This window comes from Sphingomonas sp. DMC6, assembly GCF_056314225.1.
Genome location: NZ_JBQUYT010000001.1, coordinates 638,038 through 653,745, shown reverse-complemented (window position 1 = coordinate 653,745; position 15,708 = coordinate 638,038). Strand labels below are relative to the sequence as shown.

At 65.0% G+C, this 15,708-nt stretch carries 17 protein-coding genes, 1 tRNA gene and 1 pseudogene; 7 read left to right on the top strand and 12 right to left on the bottom strand.

Annotation, left to right across the window (positions count from 1 at the left end; translation table 11 throughout):
- Window positions 1-236: 236 nt before the first annotated feature.
- The 6 genes from ACT53M_RS02880 to ACT53M_RS02855 form a co-directional block, all read right to left on the bottom strand.
- Window positions 237-312, bottom strand: a tRNA-Lys gene (locus tag ACT53M_RS02880).
- Between the two features lie 101 nt (window positions 313-413).
- Complete coding sequence (rodA, locus tag ACT53M_RS02875) at window positions 414-1,532, bottom strand: rod shape-determining protein RodA (RefSeq protein WP_476231340.1); 1,119 nt, start codon at window positions 1,530-1,532, stop codon at window positions 414-416.
- Window positions 1,532-3,562: a penicillin-binding protein 2 gene (mrdA, locus tag ACT53M_RS02870; RefSeq protein ID WP_476231338.1), complete on the bottom strand. Its 2,031-nt coding sequence runs from the start codon at window positions 3,560-3,562 to the stop codon at window positions 1,532-1,534. Before mrdA ends, rodA begins: the two co-directional genes overlap by 1 nt.
- Window positions 3,563-3,565: 3 nt before the next feature.
- Window positions 3,566-4,075 carry a rod shape-determining protein MreD gene (mreD, locus tag ACT53M_RS02865; RefSeq protein ID WP_476231337.1) on the bottom strand — a complete coding sequence of 170 codons (510 nt, stop codon included), beginning with the start codon at window positions 4,073-4,075 and terminating at the stop codon, window positions 3,566-3,568.
- On the bottom strand, window positions 4,075-4,980 hold the full coding sequence (gene mreC / locus ACT53M_RS02860) for a rod shape-determining protein MreC (protein ID WP_476231336.1): 906 nt from the start codon (window positions 4,978-4,980) through the stop codon (window positions 4,075-4,077). The genes mreD and mreC overlap by 1 nt, the downstream gene beginning before the upstream one ends.
- Before the next feature lie 15 nt (window positions 4,981-4,995).
- Window positions 4,996-6,036 carry a rod shape-determining protein gene (locus ACT53M_RS02855; RefSeq protein ID WP_476227560.1) on the bottom strand — a complete coding sequence of 347 codons (1,041 nt, stop codon included), beginning with the start codon at window positions 6,034-6,036 and terminating at the stop codon, window positions 4,996-4,998.
- Between the two features lie 149 nt (window positions 6,037-6,185).
- On the opposite strand from ACT53M_RS02855, the gene mutL reads away from it, so the two are divergent.
- Window positions 6,186-8,021 carry a DNA mismatch repair endonuclease MutL gene (gene mutL, locus ACT53M_RS02850; RefSeq protein ID WP_476231335.1) on the top strand — a complete coding sequence of 612 codons (1,836 nt, stop codon included), beginning with the start codon at window positions 6,186-6,188 and terminating at the stop codon, window positions 8,019-8,021.
- 7 nt (window positions 8,022-8,028) lie between these two features.
- Here mutL and ACT53M_RS02845 read toward each other — a convergent pair whose 3' ends face one another.
- From ACT53M_RS02845 to ACT53M_RS02820, 6 genes and pseudogenes are all read right to left on the bottom strand, one after another.
- Window positions 8,029-8,688, bottom strand: coding sequence for a CAP domain-containing protein (locus tag ACT53M_RS02845; RefSeq protein ID WP_476231334.1), 660 nt, complete (start codon window positions 8,686-8,688; stop codon window positions 8,029-8,031).
- 325 nt (window positions 8,689-9,013) lie between these two features.
- Window positions 9,014-9,604 carry a 50S ribosomal protein L9 gene (gene rplI / locus ACT53M_RS02840; protein ID WP_476231332.1) on the bottom strand — a complete coding sequence of 197 codons (591 nt, stop codon included), beginning with the start codon at window positions 9,602-9,604 and terminating at the stop codon, window positions 9,014-9,016.
- An 11-nt stretch (window positions 9,605-9,615) separates the two neighbouring features.
- Window positions 9,616-9,840 carry a 30S ribosomal protein S18 gene (gene rpsR / locus ACT53M_RS02835; RefSeq protein ID WP_010543816.1) on the bottom strand — a complete coding sequence of 75 codons (225 nt, stop codon included), beginning with the start codon at window positions 9,838-9,840 and terminating at the stop codon, window positions 9,616-9,618.
- Window positions 9,841-9,853: 13 nt separating this feature from the next.
- Window positions 9,854-10,228 carry a 30S ribosomal protein S6 gene (gene rpsF, locus ACT53M_RS02830; protein WP_476227564.1) on the bottom strand — a complete coding sequence of 125 codons (375 nt, stop codon included), beginning with the start codon at window positions 10,226-10,228 and terminating at the stop codon, window positions 9,854-9,856.
- A 149-nt stretch (window positions 10,229-10,377) separates the two neighbouring features.
- Window positions 10,378-10,488 (bottom strand): annotated as a pseudogene (locus ACT53M_RS02825) (PEPxxWA-CTERM sorting domain-containing protein); the annotation flags it as partial.
- A 125-nt stretch (window positions 10,489-10,613) separates the two neighbouring features.
- The gene (locus tag ACT53M_RS02820; RefSeq protein ID WP_476231331.1) at window positions 10,614-10,958 is read right to left on the bottom strand and encodes a hypothetical protein; all 345 of its coding nucleotides are present in this window, start codon (window positions 10,956-10,958) and stop codon (window positions 10,614-10,616) included.
- 215 nt (window positions 10,959-11,173) lie between these two features.
- Between ACT53M_RS02820 and fabD the strand changes: the two genes are divergently transcribed.
- The 6 genes from fabD (at window position 11,174) to fabF (ending at window position 15,644) form a co-directional block, all read left to right on the top strand.
- A complete protein-coding gene (gene fabD / locus ACT53M_RS02815) occupies window positions 11,174-12,109 on the top strand; it encodes an ACP S-malonyltransferase (protein WP_476231330.1) in 936 nt (311 codons plus the stop codon).
- 47 nt (window positions 12,110-12,156) lie between these two features.
- Window positions 12,157-12,585: a GxxExxY protein gene (locus tag ACT53M_RS02810; protein WP_476231328.1), complete on the top strand. Its 429-nt coding sequence runs from the start codon at window positions 12,157-12,159 to the stop codon at window positions 12,583-12,585.
- Between the two features lie 2 nt (window positions 12,586-12,587).
- On the top strand, window positions 12,588-13,328 hold the full coding sequence (gene fabG, locus ACT53M_RS02805; protein WP_476231582.1) for a 3-oxoacyl-[acyl-carrier-protein] reductase: 741 nt from the start codon (window positions 12,588-12,590) through the stop codon (window positions 13,326-13,328).
- Between the two features lie 30 nt (window positions 13,329-13,358).
- A complete protein-coding gene (locus ACT53M_RS02800; protein WP_476231326.1) occupies window positions 13,359-13,898 on the top strand; it encodes a hypothetical protein in 540 nt (179 codons plus the stop codon).
- Window positions 13,899-14,000: 102 nt separating this feature from the next.
- The gene (locus ACT53M_RS02795; RefSeq protein ID WP_476227570.1) at window positions 14,001-14,249 is read left to right on the top strand and encodes an acyl carrier protein; all 249 of its coding nucleotides are present in this window, start codon (window positions 14,001-14,003) and stop codon (window positions 14,247-14,249) included.
- Between the two features lie 135 nt (window positions 14,250-14,384).
- Window positions 14,385-15,644, top strand: coding sequence for a beta-ketoacyl-ACP synthase II (gene fabF / locus ACT53M_RS02790; protein ID WP_476231325.1), 1,260 nt, complete (start codon window positions 14,385-14,387; stop codon window positions 15,642-15,644).
- Window positions 15,645-15,708: the final 64 nt, after the last annotated feature.

Sequence of the window (15,708 nt, the reverse complement as noted above, 5' to 3'; positions counted from 1 at the left end):
CCGATCTCAAATTTAAGTGCACGCCCGCCGCCATTGGCAATGCCGATTCGCGTCAGCCCTTAGCAATGGGGCGAGAGACTTTGGCGGCCAAGCAACCAGCGCAGCGGCCCGTTTGCACTTTCGCGCGAATAAATCAGCTTCGAGGGACCTGCTACCTAGGAAGCTACCTAGCTGAGCAGGGTGACAAAATCCCCGAGATGGTTGTTGCTTTAACTATCTGAATTATGGTGGAAATTTGGTGGACGCACTAGGGCTCGAACCTAGGACCCGCTGATTAAGAGTCAGCTGCTCTACCAACTGAGCTATGCGTCCATTCCGGGGTTTCGCGAGGCCGTTGGTAGCGGCGCCGCCCGTTCGGAGGCGCGCCTTTAGCCTCCCGTTTCGCGGCTTGTAAAGCCCCAATTTCAAAAAAATCACCAGTGGCTCGTCGCCAGGCTTTCGCGGTCGATCGACATCAGGATGCCGAGGCAGATCATGAAGGTCATCACCGCCGTGCCGCCGAAGCTGATCATCGGCAGCGGCACGCCCACTACCGGCGCAAGGCCCATCACCATTGCCATGTTGATCGCGACATAGAGGAAGATTGTTCCTGCCAGCCCTGCAGCGGTCAGGCGTCCGAACCGGGTCCTGGCGCGCAGGCCGACGCCGATCGCCCACCAGATCAGCGCTCCGAACGCCAGGATCAGCAGCACGCCGCCCACCAGGCCCCATTCTTCCATCATCGTCGCCAGCGCGAAATCGGTCTGGCCTTCGGGAAGATAATCGAGATGGCTTTGCGTGCCGTGCAGGAAGCCCTTGCCGAACACGCCGCCCGATCCGATCGCGATCTTCGACTGGGTGATGTGATAGCCGGTGCCCAGCGGGTCGCGCTCGGGATCGAGGAAGATCAGCACGCGGTTGCGCTGATAGTCGTGGAGCAGGAAATTGACTGCCAGCGGCGCGGCGATCGCCGCCGCCAGGCCGCCGCCGATGAACAGGCGCAGCGGCACGCCCGCCAGAAACACCACCATCGCGCCGCACCCGCTGATCATCAGCGCGGTGCCGAGATCGGGCTGCTTCATCACCAGCAGCGCGGGCACGCCGATCAGCACCGCGGCAGGCCACACCGCAACGAATTTCCGGATCTCGCTCGCCGGCAGCATTTCATAAAAACGGGCGAGCGCCAGCACGATCATCGGCTTCATCAGCTCCGATGGCTGAAGCTGGAAACCGCCCAGGCTGATCCAGCGCTGGCTGCCGCCGGCGATCTTGCCCAGCGCTTCCACCCCCACCAGCATCACCACCAGCGTGATATAGATGGGGAAGGCAGAATTGGCCCAGAACCGCTCGGGCAGCCGTGACATGACGATCGCGCCGGCCATGAAGATGGCGAACTTGATTCCCTGGTTGAATGCCCAGGGCTGCACATGGCCCCCGGCGGCCGAATAGAGCACCACTAGGCCGAAGGCGGCGATGCCGGTCACGAGGAACAGGACGCGCCAGGGCAGTTGTGCAAGCTGGCGGGGGACGATGCCGTCGCCGGGGCGTGCCATCAGTCGCCGTCCTGGCTGCCGCCGGGGGCGACATCGCCCACCGTGGTGTTGGCGGTGGCGTTCGCGGCTTCGGAGGCGAGCGTCGAGGCTGCCTCTTCGGTATCTTCGGGTGCCGGCGGGGGCGGGGCAGCCTGGGCGGCGCGGAAGGCCTCGGCCTCCGCCTTCATCCGGGTGGTATAGTCGCCACCCCAACTCGGCTCCACTTCGGCGAGCGTAGCCATCGCCCGGTCGCGGTCGAACAGATAGGTCATGATGTCGCGGCCGATGAGCGGCGCGTCGAGATCGCGAACGGTATGGCCGTTATGTTCGAGCACGATCGCCGCCGCATATTTGGGGTTGTCGGCAGGGGCGAAGCACACCAGCAGCGCGTGGTCGCGCAGCTTGAAGGGCAGGGCGGCGTTCTTGAGCACGCCCACCTTGCGCTCGGCCATGGTGATGCGCCGCACCTGCGCGGTGCCGGTCTTGGCGGCCAGCGACACGCCCGGCACGACCATCCGTGCAGCGCCGCCGGTACCGCCGGCATTGACCACGCCGTACATCGCCTCGCGGATGATCGCGAGCTGCTCCGGCGTCACCGGCAGCGGCTGGGCCGGCTGGATCGGGTCGCTGGCGATCAGCCGCGGTACCAGCACCTTGCCGGAGGCGAGGCGGCTCGCCATCACCGCCAGCTGGAGCGGGTTGGCGAGCACATACCCCTGGCCGATCGAGGCGTTGAGCGAGTCGGCCACCGTCCAGGGATGCTTGTACTTGTGCAGCTTCCAGGCGCTGTCGGGCACGGTGCCATACCGCTGGGTGGTAAAGGGCAGGTCGAACTTCTGGCCCAGGCCGAGCTGTCGCGCGAGTGGTGCGACCTTGTCGTAACCGATGCGGCGCACCATTTCGTAGAAATAGATGTCGCAGCTCTGCATGATCGCATTCTTCAGGTCGAGCGCGCCATGGCCGTGCTTCTTGTGGCAGTGGAACACGCCATTGCCGACCCGCAGCGCGCCGGTGCAGACGACGCGGTCGTGCGGATCGACCCCGGCCTGCATCAGTGCCAGCCCGTTCATCGGCTTTACCGTCGAACCTGGCGGGTACAGGCCCTGCAGCGCCTTGTTCATCAAGGGGACGTGATCGTTCTCCGACAGCATCTTCCATTCGCTCTGGGTGATGCCGTCGGAAAAGCTGTTGGGGTCATAGGCCGGCATCGACACCATCGCCATGATGTCGCCGGTCACCACGTCGATAACGATCGCCGAGCCGGAATTGGTGCCCAGCCGCCGCGCGGCATATTCCTGCAGGCCGGCATCGATGGTCAGCCGGATATTTTCGCCCGGCTGGTCGGCGCGCGTTTCCAGCTCCCGCACCGGCTTGCCGTGCGCCGTGACTTCGACGCGTTTGGCACCGGGCTTGCCGCGCAGCCGGTGTTCCAGCGTCTTTTCCAGCCCGTCCTTGCCCAGTTTGAAGCCGGGGGTGACGAGCAGCTGGTCCTTCTCCTGCTTGAACTGTTCGGAAGAGGCCGCGCCGACATAGCCGATCAGATGACCGACGCCGGCGCCCAGCGGATAGTTGCGGGCATAGCCCCGCGCCGGCGCTACCCCCGGTAGTTCCGGCTGACGGACGAGCACCGCGGCAAAGCGGTCCCAGTCGAGATTCTCCATCACCTGTACCGGGCGGAAGCCGTTGGAGCGGCCAAGATCGGTATCGATCCGCTGGAGGTCTTCGGGCGTCAGCCGCAACAAATGGGTGAGCGTGCCGAGCAGCTTATCCTTGTCCTGGATGCGATCCGGAATCAGGTCGACGCGAAAGTCGGTGCGGTTATTGGCCAGCGGCTTGCCGTTGCGATCGAGCAGCCAGCCGCGCCGTGGCGGAATCAGCGTCATGTTGACGCGGTTGCTCTCCGCCATCAGCTTGTAGCGTTCGTTTTCGAACACGGACAGCCAGGTCATCCGCCCGGCGAGCACCATGCCGATGGCGCCCTGCGCCGCGCCGAGCACCATGGCCCGGCGCGAGAAGCTGTAGGTCTGCGTGGCGTCGGTGATGCGCGCCATCGTTCAGGGCTTCCTGACGTCGCGGTCCAGCCATGCGGCCAGCCGCGAGGCCATAGGGAACAAGGCAGCCGAGGCTGCAATCTGCAGCAGCATGGCGGTATCGACATTCGCCCCGAACGGCGTGGTGAGGAAGCGGCCGGCGATCAGCGCGAACGCCATGCCGCCGGTTGCGATCAGCCAGTTCTGCCAGAAATCACGCCACACGAGGCGAGTCTCTATCACATCGATCATCACGAAGCATGCCGCCCATAGCATCATCGCCGAGCCGAGCGGCTGCCCGCTGACCAGATCGTCGAACAAGCCGAGCGGCACGGCAGCCCATACGGCGATCGCGTCGCCCCGCAGCAGGCGCCAGGCGAGCAGCATCATCAGTCCGCACGGCGGCAGAAACGGCACTACCGACACGATCGGGATCAGCACCATCAGCGACCCGAGCATCACCGAGAGCGGCGCAAGCCAGCGCGCCCTTGGCCGGGGCTGAGTCTCGCCAAGTGGGGCGAGGTCGAGGGCCATCACTTCTTCGCCTTGCGCCCGGTCGGCGTTGGCGTTGGCGTCGGCGTGGGGGCAGGGGCCGGCTCCGGCAGGAACAGGCGCAGCACCGTCACGAAGTCCGGCGTGTCTGGGTTGGCGTCGGGCTGGGCAATGGCGAAGTCGCGCCCGGCGTGCCGGACATGACCGACCGGAATGTTCGGCGGAAAGACGCCGCCAGTCCCCGACGTGACGAAGGCGTCGCCGTTGCGGAATATCAACTGGGAGACATTGGCGGAGCGGATATCGAGCGTGCCGTCGCCCCGCCCGGTGGCGATCGCGGGCATGCCGTCGCTCACGCGCTGGACGGGGATGACGCTTTCGGCATCGGTGATCAGCAGGACGCGGGCGGTATTGGGGCCGGTTTCGAGAACCTGGCCGATCAGGCCTGCGGCTTCGAGCACGGGCTGGCCCTTTTCGACATGCTGCCACGACCCGGCATTGAGCGTCGCATAGCGGCGCGTACTCGAAATCGAGGAATTGACCAGCCGTGCGACGACCACTGTATCGGTCGCCCCTTCGCGCAGCTTGAGCAGGGCGCGCAGGCGCTTGTTCTCGCGCTCCAGGGTCTGTGCGCGAATGACCTGTGCCCGCTCGTTTTCGATCTGCGCCTTCAACTGACGATTTTCCGACCGAACGCCCAGATAGCTGCCGATGCCTTCAGGAATGCCGCCAATGCCACGGCGGACCCAGTCGAGTCCGGTGGAAACCGGCGTCGTCACTTCGGCGACGGTTCGGCGCAGGGTGGAAAAGGCCTGCGGGTTGAAGGCCGACAGCATATATAATGTGGCGCCGATCAGCGCTCCGCCGATCAACGCCACATAGCCCAGAAAAACTCCAACCTGCGCCCGCCGCGAGAAACCCGGGCGCCGGTTACGTGGCGGCGCCATCGCCTGCGCTCCCGCTTAGACCTGGATGAGGACGCCGCGGAACACCGGGTCTTCGAGCGCCCGGCCCGTGCCGAGCGCCACGCAGGTCAGCGGATCCTCCGCGACCGTCACCGGCAGGCCGGTTTCGTCGCGCAGCACCTCGTCCAGACCCTGCAGCAGTGCGCCGCCGCCGGTGAGCACGATGCCCTGGTCGACAATGTCCGCGGCCAGTTCGGGGGCGGTGTTTTCCAGTGCGATGCGGACGCCCTCGACGATCGTGTTGACCGGCTCGGACAGCGCCTCGGCAATCTGGCCCTGGTTGATCTGGATTTCTTTCGGCACGCCGTTGACCAGATCGCGGCCCTTGATGTGGATGGTCTGGCCGATGCCGTCGACCGGCGGCTTGGCGACGCCGACTTCCTGCTTGATCCGCTCGGCCGTGGCTTCGCCGATCAGCAGATTGTGGTTGCGGCGGACATAGGAGACGATCGATTCGTCCATCTTGTCGCCACCCACGCGGACCGAGGTGGAATAGGCAAGGCCGCGCAGGCTGAGCACCGCGACTTCGGTGGTGCCGCCGCCGATGTCGACGACCATGCTGCCGATCGGTTCGGTCACCGGCATGTCGGCACCGATCGCGGCCGCCATCGGCTCTTCGATCAGCCACACCTGGCTGGCACCGGCGTTCGATGCGGCATCGCGGATCGCGCGGCGCTCGACCGAAGTGGAGCCCGAGGGAACGCAGATCACGATCTGGGGCCAGCGCATGAAGCGGCGCTGGCCGTGCACCTTGCGAATGAAGTGCTTGATCATCTCTTCGGCGACATCGATGTCGGCGATCACGCCGTCGCGAAGCGGGCGAATCGCCTCGATCGAGCCGGGCGTCTTGCCCATCATCAGCTTGGCGTCGTCGCCGACCGCTTTCACTTTCTTCACGCCGTTGATCGTCTCGACCGCGACGACGGAGGGCTCGTTCAGCACCACGCCCCTTCCGCGCAGATAGACAACCGTGTTCGCCGTACCGAGGTCGATCGCCATGTCGTGAGACATGAATTTGAAAAAGCGCGAGAAAGCCATTGAATGATCCGTCCCTGCCGGAGGAAGCCCCGTTCCGGCTGTTCGCACAAGAATTTAGCCCCAACCCTCCCGGGACGGACGAGAAATCCGGCCTGGTGCCTTGCGGATGCGGGTCGCGGGATGCCGCCGCTTGGGCTACAGCGATTGCCATGTCAATACGCCGCCTGCCAGAACATCTTGTCAATCGTATCGCAGCGGGGGAGGTGGTCGAACGCCCCGCCAGCGCGTTGAAGGAGCTCGTTGAAAACGCAATCGACGCAGGCGCGACACGTATTGCCGTGAAACTCGCCTCGGGCGGTATCGACCTGATCGAGGTTATCGACGACGGCTGCGGCATGGCGCCGGCCGATATGGCGCTTGCACTGGAACGGCATGCCACCTCCAAGTTGCCGGACGACGATATCGATCGCGTCGCAACGTTGGGATTTCGCGGCGAGGCGCTGCCCTCGATCGCCAGCGTCGCGCGGCTGACGCTGGAGAGCCGGGTGCGCGGTGCCGAGGGCTGGGCACGCACCGTCGACAATGGCGAGGTGGTGGCCGAAGGACCAGCGGCGCTCCCGCCGGGAACGCGCGTGCGGGTGGAGGCGCTGTTTGCGCGCGTGCCGGCGCGGCGCAAGTTCCTGCGCTCGTCGCGTGCCGAATATGCCGCCAGCCTCGACGTGATGAAGCGGCTGGCGATGGCGCGGCCGGAAATTGCCTTTTCGGTCGAACATGAGGGGCGCCGCGTGCTGAGCGTGCAGGCGGGCGAGAGCCGGCCGGCGCGGGTCGCGGCGCTGACCGACCGGGCACTCCAGGAAAACTGCGTGCCGATCGATTTCGAACGCGAAGGGATTGTGCTCGGCGGCGTTGCCGGGCTTCCCACCTTCAATCGTGGCGTCGCCGACCATCAATATCTGTTCGTCAATGGCCGGCCGGTGAAGGACCGTCTGCTCGCCGGGGCCGTGCGCGGGGCCTATGCCGAGATGCTGGCGCGGGACCGGCATCCGGTGGTGGCGCTGTTCCTCGACGTGCCCTCCGACGCTGTCGATGTGAACGTCCACCCGGCCAAGACCGAAGTGCGGTTCCGCGATCCGGCGCTGGCGCGCGGGCTGATCGTCAGCGGGCTGCGCCGTGCGCTCGACGAGGCCGGCCACCGGAGCGTCCAGCGGCCGAGCGAGGCGGCGCTGGGACTTTGGCAGCCGGGCTCGCCAGCGGTTAGCCCTTCCCCTTCAGGGGAGGGGACGGGTTGGGGCGGTGTCTCACCGAGACCAGCCTCTGGATTGGAATCCCTCCACCCCAACCCCTCTCCTGAAGGGGAGGGGCTAAGAACCTACTCCGGCGCCGTCCGCGACTCCGGTACCTTCTTCACCGCACCGCCCGCCGCCCGCGCCGAACCGGCACGGCACGAGGCGCCGGTCGCCACGGACTTTCCGCTGGGCGTCGCGCGCGGGCAGGTCGCCAAGACCTATATCGTCGCCGAGGCGGAGGACGGGCTGGTGCTGGTCGACCAGCACGCCGCGCACGAACGGCTGGTACTCGAACGGATGCGCAGGGCAATGGCGGGCGGGGCGGTCCCCAGCCAGGCATTGCTGCTCGCCGAAGTGGTCGAACTGGACGAGCCCGGTTGCGACCGATTGGAAGCTCGCGCCGACGAGCTGCGCGCCTTTGGGCTCGAACTCGAACGCTTCGGCCCGCGCGCGATGCTGGTGCGGGCCGTGCCGGCGGCGCTGGGGACGGGGGATGTGCAGGGGCTCGTCACCGATCTCGCCGACGAGCTTGCCAGTTTCGACGAGGCGCTGAGCCTGAAGGAGCGGCTCGACCATGTCGCCGCGACCATGGCTTGCCACGGATCGGTGCGGGCAGGGCGGATCCTCTCCGTCGCCGAGATGAATGCCTTGCTCCGCGAAATGGAAGCCACGCCGCATTCTGGCCAGTGCAACCATGGCCGCCCCACCTGGGTGAAGCTGGCGCACGGCGATATCGAGAAGCTGTTCGGCCGGAAGTGATCCCGGTTCAGCGCGAAGCTTGCGCCCAGCGGGCCATGTCTGCACGCCCGTCGCGCGTGTCGGCCAGATCGACGACGCAGATATGGCCATAGGCCCGGTGGGCACCGCAGCCAACGCCGGCAAAATGGAAGCTGCGGTCGAACAGCAGCGCGCGATGGCCGCGATCGGGCACGCCATCGTCGACGATCATCTGCCGGACGACACCATCGGCCTCGGCAAAGCCGTAAGAAATGCTCTCGCCGACATAGATGTCGCCGCCGTGGCGGCGCACGCGATCCCCGGGGGAACTGCCGTCGGGCGAGATATGGCCGCGGTTGCCGGTGCGGCCCTGTGCGTCAGCATGGTCGTGGGCGGCAAGCGCGAGAATGGTTCCCATATCCAGCGGCGGCAGCGGCGGCTGATGTTCGAGAAAGTCGATGGCTTCATCGACCGCGGCAGGGCCCTCGCGCGTGATAACGCCATTGGCGTCGCCGGGCAGGTACAGCATCTGGCCATTGAAATAGCGGCGATATTCGCGGAGCCGCTGCGCATATTCCTGCGGATGTTCGCGGGCGAAATTGATCCGTTCGAGCACCGCGCCTTCCAGCGTCTGCGCCAGTGCCGGGGTGGCAATACCGCTGATGCAGGATGCGATCAGCGCTGCCGCGATGCGTATGGCCCGAACCAAATCCCGCCCCTTCGCCGAACAGTGACGGCGAAGTCTCGCATCGGGGGGTTAATCGGGGATCGCTGCGGATGCCTAGCGGGGCGTTAACCACATTCCGGGGGCGGTGGCGAAACCATTGGCCCGGCGGCCCGTTCCCTGCTCGGGCTAAACGGAAAAGCGATTGGATACCATGAAGATACTATCGCTCTTGCTCGCCGCGGTGCCGCTGGTGGTGATGGTCGGCGCCTGGCTGGTTTGCCCCTGATCCCGGAAGTGGGCGGCGTACGAAAAAGGCCGCCCCGAACGGATCGGGGCGGCCCATTTTCTTGTCGCGATGAAGCGGCGATCAGCCCTCGGCGTTCTCGGCCGGTGCTTCGGTCGCGATTTCGCCCGGTTCCGCCTTCGGATCGTAATCCTCGGTGAATCCGGCTTCTTCGCGTTCGAACATCGCAGCCATCACGTCGACGCCCTGCGCCTGCATGTCGGCTTCTTCCGGCGAACGGGCGACGTTGACCTTGATCGTCACCGCCACTTCCGGGTGCAGCGCAACCTTCACTTCGTACACGCCGATCGCCTTGATCGGACGATCGAGGACGATCTGCGCCTTGTTGACCTTGTGGCCATCGGCGGTCAGCACGTCGACCAGATCGCGCACCGCGACCGAGCCGTAGAGCTGGCCGGTGTTCGATGCCTGGCGGATCAGGGTCACCGAAACGCCCTCGAGCGTCTTCGATTCCTTCTCGGCCTCAACGCGGCGGGCGGCGTTTTCAGCCTCGATGCGCTCGCGATTGGCTTCGAAGACCTTGCGGTTGGCTTCGTTGGCGCGCAGCGCCTTCTTGCGCGGGAGGAGGAAGTTACGGGCAAAGCCGTCCTTCACCTTCACCACGTCGCCGATGTGGCCGAGCTTCTCAACGCGCTCCAGCAGAATGACTTCCATGGATCCGCTCCTTACTTAACGATGTAGGGCAGCAGGCCCAGGTGACGGGCGCGCTTGATGGCCTGGGCCAGCTCGCGCTGCTTCTTCGCGCTCACCGAAGTGATACGCGAGGGGACGATCTTGCCGCGCTCGGAGACGAAGCCCTGCAGCAGGCGGACGTCCTTGTAATCGATCCGGGGCGCATCCTTCGCGGAGAAGGGGCAGCTCTTGCGGCGGCGGAAAAACGGTCGTGCCATGGTCTATCGCTCCTTATTCGCCGTCGAAACCGCCGTCGCGCTCGCGACGACCGCGACGCTCGCGGTCACCCTTGCGCATCATCACCGACGGACCCTGCTCATGCGCGTCGACCTTGACGGTCATGTAGCGGATGACGTCTTCGTTGATCTGCGTCTGGCGCTCCAGCTCGGCGACCACGCCGGCCGGCGCGTCGATCTCGAGCATGACATAGTGCGCCTTGCGGTTCTTCGCGATGCGATAAGCCAGGCTGCGAAGACCCCAGGTTTCGGTCTTCACGACCTTACCGTTATTGTCTTCGACGATCTTGGTGGCGGTTTCCGCCAGTGCGTCCACCTGCGCCTGTGCCAGATCCTGGCGCGCAAGGAACACATGCTCGTACAGAGCCATTCGTTCTCTTCCTGTTGGCCGATCGCTGACGCCGCCCCTTGCGGACGCCCCTCCGGCTGTCGTCTTCCTAATGCAAACGGAGCGGACGCATTGCTGCTCCGCTCCGAAGGGGCGCCTATGCTGTATCTGGCGCCGAAATGCAAGCCCGTTCAGGCGATGACTGCCGTGCTCTTGCGACGACGGCGCAGAGCGCCACCGGCCAGGCCCATCCCGCCGATCATCATGCCCCACATCGCAGGCTCAGGAACGGCGGCGGCGGCTTCGTGCCCGAAGAAGACTATGTGCGAAAGGTCCTTCGGATTCTTGCCGTGCGGAATGTCGTTGGTGTTCCAGGTGCCGGACGAGGCATCGGCGATGCCGTACAGCACGAAGAAATTGCCCGCCTTCACCGCGAGATAGTCGATTGCATAACCCGCGTGGACCAGGTGCCCGAGGCTCCGCCGAAGCCCGTGATCAGGCCCGCGGTGGTGCTGGTATCGAACAGATAGTTCAGCTTGATGTTCGGCTGCGCGCTGGTGACCACGTTGTTGTAGAGATTGTAGACGATCTCCGAGTTGACGTAGCTGTTGATGTTGAACGGGTTCGTGCTGCCGTTGATGTTGCCGGTAAAGAGGCAGCCGGCCGGTGCGTTTACCGACGCGCATTTGCCGGGAACAATCACGGCGGCGCTCGCTGCTGCCGGCAGGAAAAGCGCCGCAAGCGCGGCCGCCACTTTCGTCTTGATACCCATTCCCTCTACTCCCCCATGTCCAGAAATCGCCTTAACGGTTATCAATATATTAACAGAGATAATATCATTAACTGTCGCGGTCCTTGTTTCGGAATGAAACGACCCGACCGTTCCCCGGACGTTTCGATGCAGGCACGGGACGGGCTTGCACTGTGCAGAGCTTCGGTTCTAACGCGCGCACCCATTCAAGCCGCTCGCGAGGAGGGACAAGAATAATGCGCGCTTTCATTTTTCCCGGTCAGGGCAGCCAGGCCGTCGGCATGGGCAAGGCGCTGGCCGAGGCGAGCCCTGCCGCTCGCGAAGTGTTCCAGGAAGTCGACGAGGCGCTCGGCCAGCATCTGTTCCGGCTGATGACCGAGGGTCCGGAAGACGAACTGACGCTGACCGCCAATGCGCAGCCGGCGATTATGGCCAATGCCATTGCGGTTCTGCGGGTGCTGGAAAAGGAAGGCGGTATCCGCCTGGCCGACAAGGCCGATTTCGTCGCCGGCCATTCGCTGGGCGAATATACCGCTTTGTGTGCAGCCGGCGCGTTCGATCTGCCTACGACGGCGAAACTGCTGCGTCGCCGGGGCGATGCGATGCAGTCCGCAGTGCCGGTGGGCGAGGGGGCGATGGCCGCGCTGCTGGGAGCCGATCTGGTGAAGGCGCAGGCAATTGCCGACGCGGCGGCTGAGGGAGCGGTCTGCACCGTCGCCAACGATAATGACCCGACGCAGGTCGTCATTTCCGGCGCCCGCGCGGCGATCGAGCGCGCCGTGGCGATCGCGAAGGAACATGGCGCCAAGCGCGCGCTGCTGCTGCCGGTCTCGGCACCGTTCCACTGCCCGCTGATGCAGCCGGCGGCGGACGCGATGGCGGCGGCGCTGGCCGAGGTCGCGATCCAGACGCCGCTGGTGCCGGTCTATGCGAACGTCACGGCGGCGCCGGTTGCCGACCGGGCGACGATCCGCACGCTCCTGGTCGAGCAGGTGACGGGCATGGTCCGCTGGCGCGAATCGGTCGCGGCGATGTTCGAGGGCGGCGTGCACGACTTCGTCGAACTGGGCGGCAAGGTGCTGGGCGGCATGGTCAAGCGCATCACGCCCGATGCCGGAGTGACCAGCGTGGTAACGATGGACGATATCGAGGCGCTGGTTAAGGTGCTTTAGGGAAGGTTGTTTCGCGCAGAAGCGCGGAGGACGCAGCGGGGGCTGGATTGAAGGATATCGATCGTATCAGCGGTGATGTGATCGATGTCGCAATCCGGCTGCATCGCGATCTCGGGCCCGGACTCCTCGAGAGCGTCTACGAGGCGTTGCTCGCACGTCGGTTGGAATCGATGGGATATTCTGTATTCCGGCAGCGTTCGATGGACCTCGAATTCGATGGGGAGCGGATCGAATCGGCGTTCCGGGTTGATCTGCTCGTCGAGGAGCGTTTGCTAGTCGAGATCAAATCCGTCGAGCGGCTTGCTCCGGTCTACGCCAAGCAACTGCTCACTTATCTTCGTATCATGCAGCAGCCCGTCGGGCTGCTGATCAACTTTGGAGGCGAGACGCTCAAAGAGGGTATTCGTCGGCTGGTGAACAATTACAGCCCCTCTGCGCTCTCCGCGCCTCTGCGCGAAATTGAATCGAAAGGATGAAGATGTTCGATCTGACAGGCATGACTGCGCTGGTTACTGGTGCTTCTGGGGGTATCGGTTCGGCGATTGCCAAGGCGCTGGCGGCGCAGGGGGCTAAGCTGGCGGTTTCGGGTTCCAATGCCGAGAAGCTGGAGGCGTTTCGCGTCGAACTCGGCGGTGAGCATGTTGCCGTGTCGTGCAACCTCTCCGACCGCGCCGCCGTCGATGCGCTGGTGCCGCAGGCCGTCGAGGCGCTGGGCGGCAAGCTCGATATCCTCGTCAACAATGCCGGCGTCACGCGCGACAATCTCGCGATGCGGATGAAGGACGAGGAGTGGGAGCAGGTTATCACCGTGAACCTGGAAGCCGCCTTCCGCCTGATGCGCGCCGCTGCCAAGCCGATGATGAAGGCACGCTTCGGCCGCATGATCTCGGTCACGTCGGTCGTCGGCGCGACCGGCAATCCGGGCCAGGCGAACTATGCCGCCTCCAAGGCAGGGCTGGTCGGCATGTCGAAGGCGCTGGCGCAGGAACTCGCCAGCCGCAACATCACGGTGAACTGTGTGGCGCCGGGCTTCATCCGGTCGGCTATGACGGACGTTCTGCCGGATGCGCAGAAAGAGGCGCTGCTTGGCCGCATTCCTGCCGGAAAGCTGGGCGAGGGCGAGGATATCGGCGCAGCGGTCGTCTATCTCGCCAGCAAGGAGGCCGCCTATGTCACCGGCCAGACATTGCACGTTAACGGCGGAATGGCGATGCTCTGAGTCGGGAATGCCGGGGGGCGTGGAGGTAGGATGAACATGCGTTTCGTTGTTGCGGCTGCTGCCGCGCTTGCCCTTGCCGCTCCGGCCTTTGCCCGGCCTGCCGATCCCGCGACGATCGGATGCGTCGCCGAGAAGCTGGATTCGGCCGTAAAGGCCCAGCTCGAGTCAGACGTCGAGCGCAACCTGAATACCAGCGGTGAGCGCCCGCATTATGATCCCAGCGTGACGCGCGGGCTCAACGATGCGGCGCTGGCCTGCGCCAATGCGCATGGCTGGACCGGCTATGCGCCCCGTGCAGCGGGCATCTATGCGATCGCGCAGGTCGGGCTACCGGTCGCCCGTCGCGTGGTGCGTGAGAAGGGGTTCGATCCGGACGCGCTGGCGAAGCAGTTCGCCGCGCTGCCGCAAGAGACTCGAATCCAGCCGCTCGACCCCAAGGCGACCCAGAGCCTGATCCGCGATGCGGTAACCGACCCCGCCAAACAGACTCGCGAGAATGCGGAGCTGCTGGCGGAGTTTTTTGCGTTTCTCAACACGCTGGAATATGCTGCCCATGATTTCTCTGCATAAGGGCACGCCCGGGCGCGCGTGACCCTCTTGCAACCGCACCAACGGCATTCTAGGTGCGGGTTCACGAAATCTGAGCCCCAGCCACGAAGGAAAACAGGGACCATGGCCAACCAGGAAGAGATCACCACCCGCGTGCAGGCGCTCGTCGTCGACCATCTCGGCGTCGACGCGAAGGACGTGGTTCCGACTGCAAGCTTCATCGACGACCTTGGCGCGGACAGCCTCGACATCGTCGAGCTGGTGATGGCCTTTGAGGAAGAATTCGGGGTGGAAATCCCGGACGACGCCGCAGAGAAGATCGCGACTGTCGGCGACGCCGTTGCCTATATCAGCGAGCACCAGCAGGGCTGACGCCCGAACGGCGCTCCCAGCCCGTGTGGGCCGGAATAGCGTATCAACGGCTTCCCGTTCCCATGCCTCTGGCGCGCGGACGGGGAGCCGTTTTGTATTAGAACTAGAACCGATTCTATTTGACGGAGAACTGCCATGCGCCGCGTAGTCGTGACCGGCCTTGGGCTCGTCACCCCGCTGGGTGCCGATGTCGAAACTGCCTGGAAGAACATCCTTGCCAGCAAGTCTGGCGCGGGCACGATCACGCGGTTCGACGCGACCGACTTCCAGAGCAACTATGCCTGCGAAGTGAAGCCTGCCGACCATGAATATGGCTTCGACGCGGGCAAGCGCGTCGACCACAAGGTGCAGCGCCAGGTCGATCCTTTCATCGTCTATGGCATTGATGCCGCCGGCCAGGCGATCGAGGATGCCGGCCTCACCGACATGCCGGAAGAAATGCGGTTCCGCGCCGGTTGCTCGATCGGATCGGGCATCGGTGGCTTGCCGGGCATCGAAAGCGAATCGCTCGTGCTCCACGAAAAGGGCCCGAAGCGCGTTTCGCCGCACTTCGTCCATGGCCGCCTGATCAATCTGATTTCGGGTCAGGTCTCGATCAAGTACGGCCTGATGGGGCCGAACCACGCAGTCGTCACCGCCTGCTCGACCGGCGCCCACTCGATCGGCGACGCCGCGCGGATGATCGCGATGGACGATGCCGACATCATGCTCGCCGGTGGTGCCGAAAGCACTGTCTGCCCGATCGGCATTGCCGGTTTCGGTCAGGCGCGCGCGCTCTCGACCGGCTTCCGCGACGATCCCACCAAGGCGAGCCGCCCCTGGGACCAGGACCGCGACGGCTTCGTGATGGGCGAAGGCGCCGGCGTGGTGGTGCTCGAGGAATATGAGCACGCCAAGCGCCGCGGCGCCAAGATCTACGCCGAAGTGGTCGGCTATGGTCTGTCGGGCGACGCCTATCATGTCACGGCCCCGCACCCGGAAGGCTCGGGCGCATTCCGTTCGATGCAGATGGCCGTGCGCAAATCCGGCCTCGCGCTTGACGAGATCGATTACATCAACGCCCATGGCACCTCGACGCCGCTGGGTGACGAGCTGGAACTGGGTGCCGTCCGCCGCCTGTTCGGCGATGCGATCGGTGGCCTGTCGATGAGCTCGACCAAGTCGGCGATCGGCCACCTGCTGGGCGGCGCCGGTGCGGTGGAGAGCATCTTCTGCATCCTGGCGCTGCGCGATCAGGTCGTGCCGCCGACGCTCAACCTCGACAATCCCAGCGAGAATTGCGTCGGTATCGATCTGGTCCCGCACATTGCAAAGCAGCGTAAGGTCAAGGCCGTGCTGAACAACTCGTTCGGCTTTGGCGGCACCAATGCCAGCCTGGTGATGAAGGCGATCTGAGCTGAGCGAGCAGACGCCTCCGCCCGCCCCGCCAAAGGGCAAGATCGTCGGCAATATCGGCCAG

What these genes read in the sequence shown, in the direction of transcription:
- rodA (WP_476231340.1), bottom strand. Translation starts at nt 1,532, where the DNA reads ATGGCACGCCCCGGCGACGGCATCGTCCCCCGCCAGCTTGCACAACTG.
- mrdA (WP_476231338.1), bottom strand. Translation starts at nt 3,562, where the DNA reads ATGGCGCGCATCACCGACGCCACGCAGACCTACAGCTTCTCGCGCCGG.
- mreD (WP_476231337.1), bottom strand. Translation starts at nt 4,075, where the DNA reads ATGGCCCTCGACCTCGCCCCACTTGGCGAGACTCAGCCCCGGCCAAGG.
- mreC (WP_476231336.1), bottom strand. Translation starts at nt 4,980, where the DNA reads ATGGCGCCGCCACGTAACCGGCGCCCGGGTTTCTCGCGGCGGGCGCAG.
- ACT53M_RS02855 (WP_476227560.1), bottom strand. Translation starts at nt 6,036, where the DNA reads ATGGCTTTCTCGCGCTTTTTCAAATTCATGTCTCACGACATGGCGATC.
- mutL (WP_476231335.1), top strand. Translation starts at nt 6,186, where the DNA reads ATGTCAATACGCCGCCTGCCAGAACATCTTGTCAATCGTATCGCAGCG.
- rplI (WP_476231332.1), bottom strand. Translation starts at nt 9,604, where the DNA reads ATGGAAGTCATTCTGCTGGAGCGCGTTGAGAAGCTCGGCCACATCGGC.
- rpsR (WP_010543816.1), bottom strand. Translation starts at nt 9,840, where the DNA reads ATGGCACGACCGTTTTTCCGCCGCCGCAAGAGCTGCCCCTTCTCCGCG.
- rpsF (WP_476227564.1), bottom strand. Translation starts at nt 10,228, where the DNA reads ATGGCTCTGTACGAGCATGTGTTCCTTGCGCGCCAGGATCTGGCACAG.
- ACT53M_RS02820 (WP_476231331.1), bottom strand. Translation starts at nt 10,958, where the DNA reads ATGGGTATCAAGACGAAAGTGGCGGCCGCGCTTGCGGCGCTTTTCCTG.
- fabD (WP_476231330.1), top strand. Translation starts at nt 11,174, where the DNA reads ATGCGCGCTTTCATTTTTCCCGGTCAGGGCAGCCAGGCCGTCGGCATG.
- fabG (WP_476231582.1), top strand. Translation starts at nt 12,588, where the DNA reads ATGTTCGATCTGACAGGCATGACTGCGCTGGTTACTGGTGCTTCTGGG.
- ACT53M_RS02800 (WP_476231326.1), top strand. Translation starts at nt 13,359, where the DNA reads ATGAACATGCGTTTCGTTGTTGCGGCTGCTGCCGCGCTTGCCCTTGCC.
- ACT53M_RS02795 (WP_476227570.1), top strand. Translation starts at nt 14,001, where the DNA reads ATGGCCAACCAGGAAGAGATCACCACCCGCGTGCAGGCGCTCGTCGTC.
- fabF (WP_476231325.1), top strand. Translation starts at nt 14,385, where the DNA reads ATGCGCCGCGTAGTCGTGACCGGCCTTGGGCTCGTCACCCCGCTGGGT.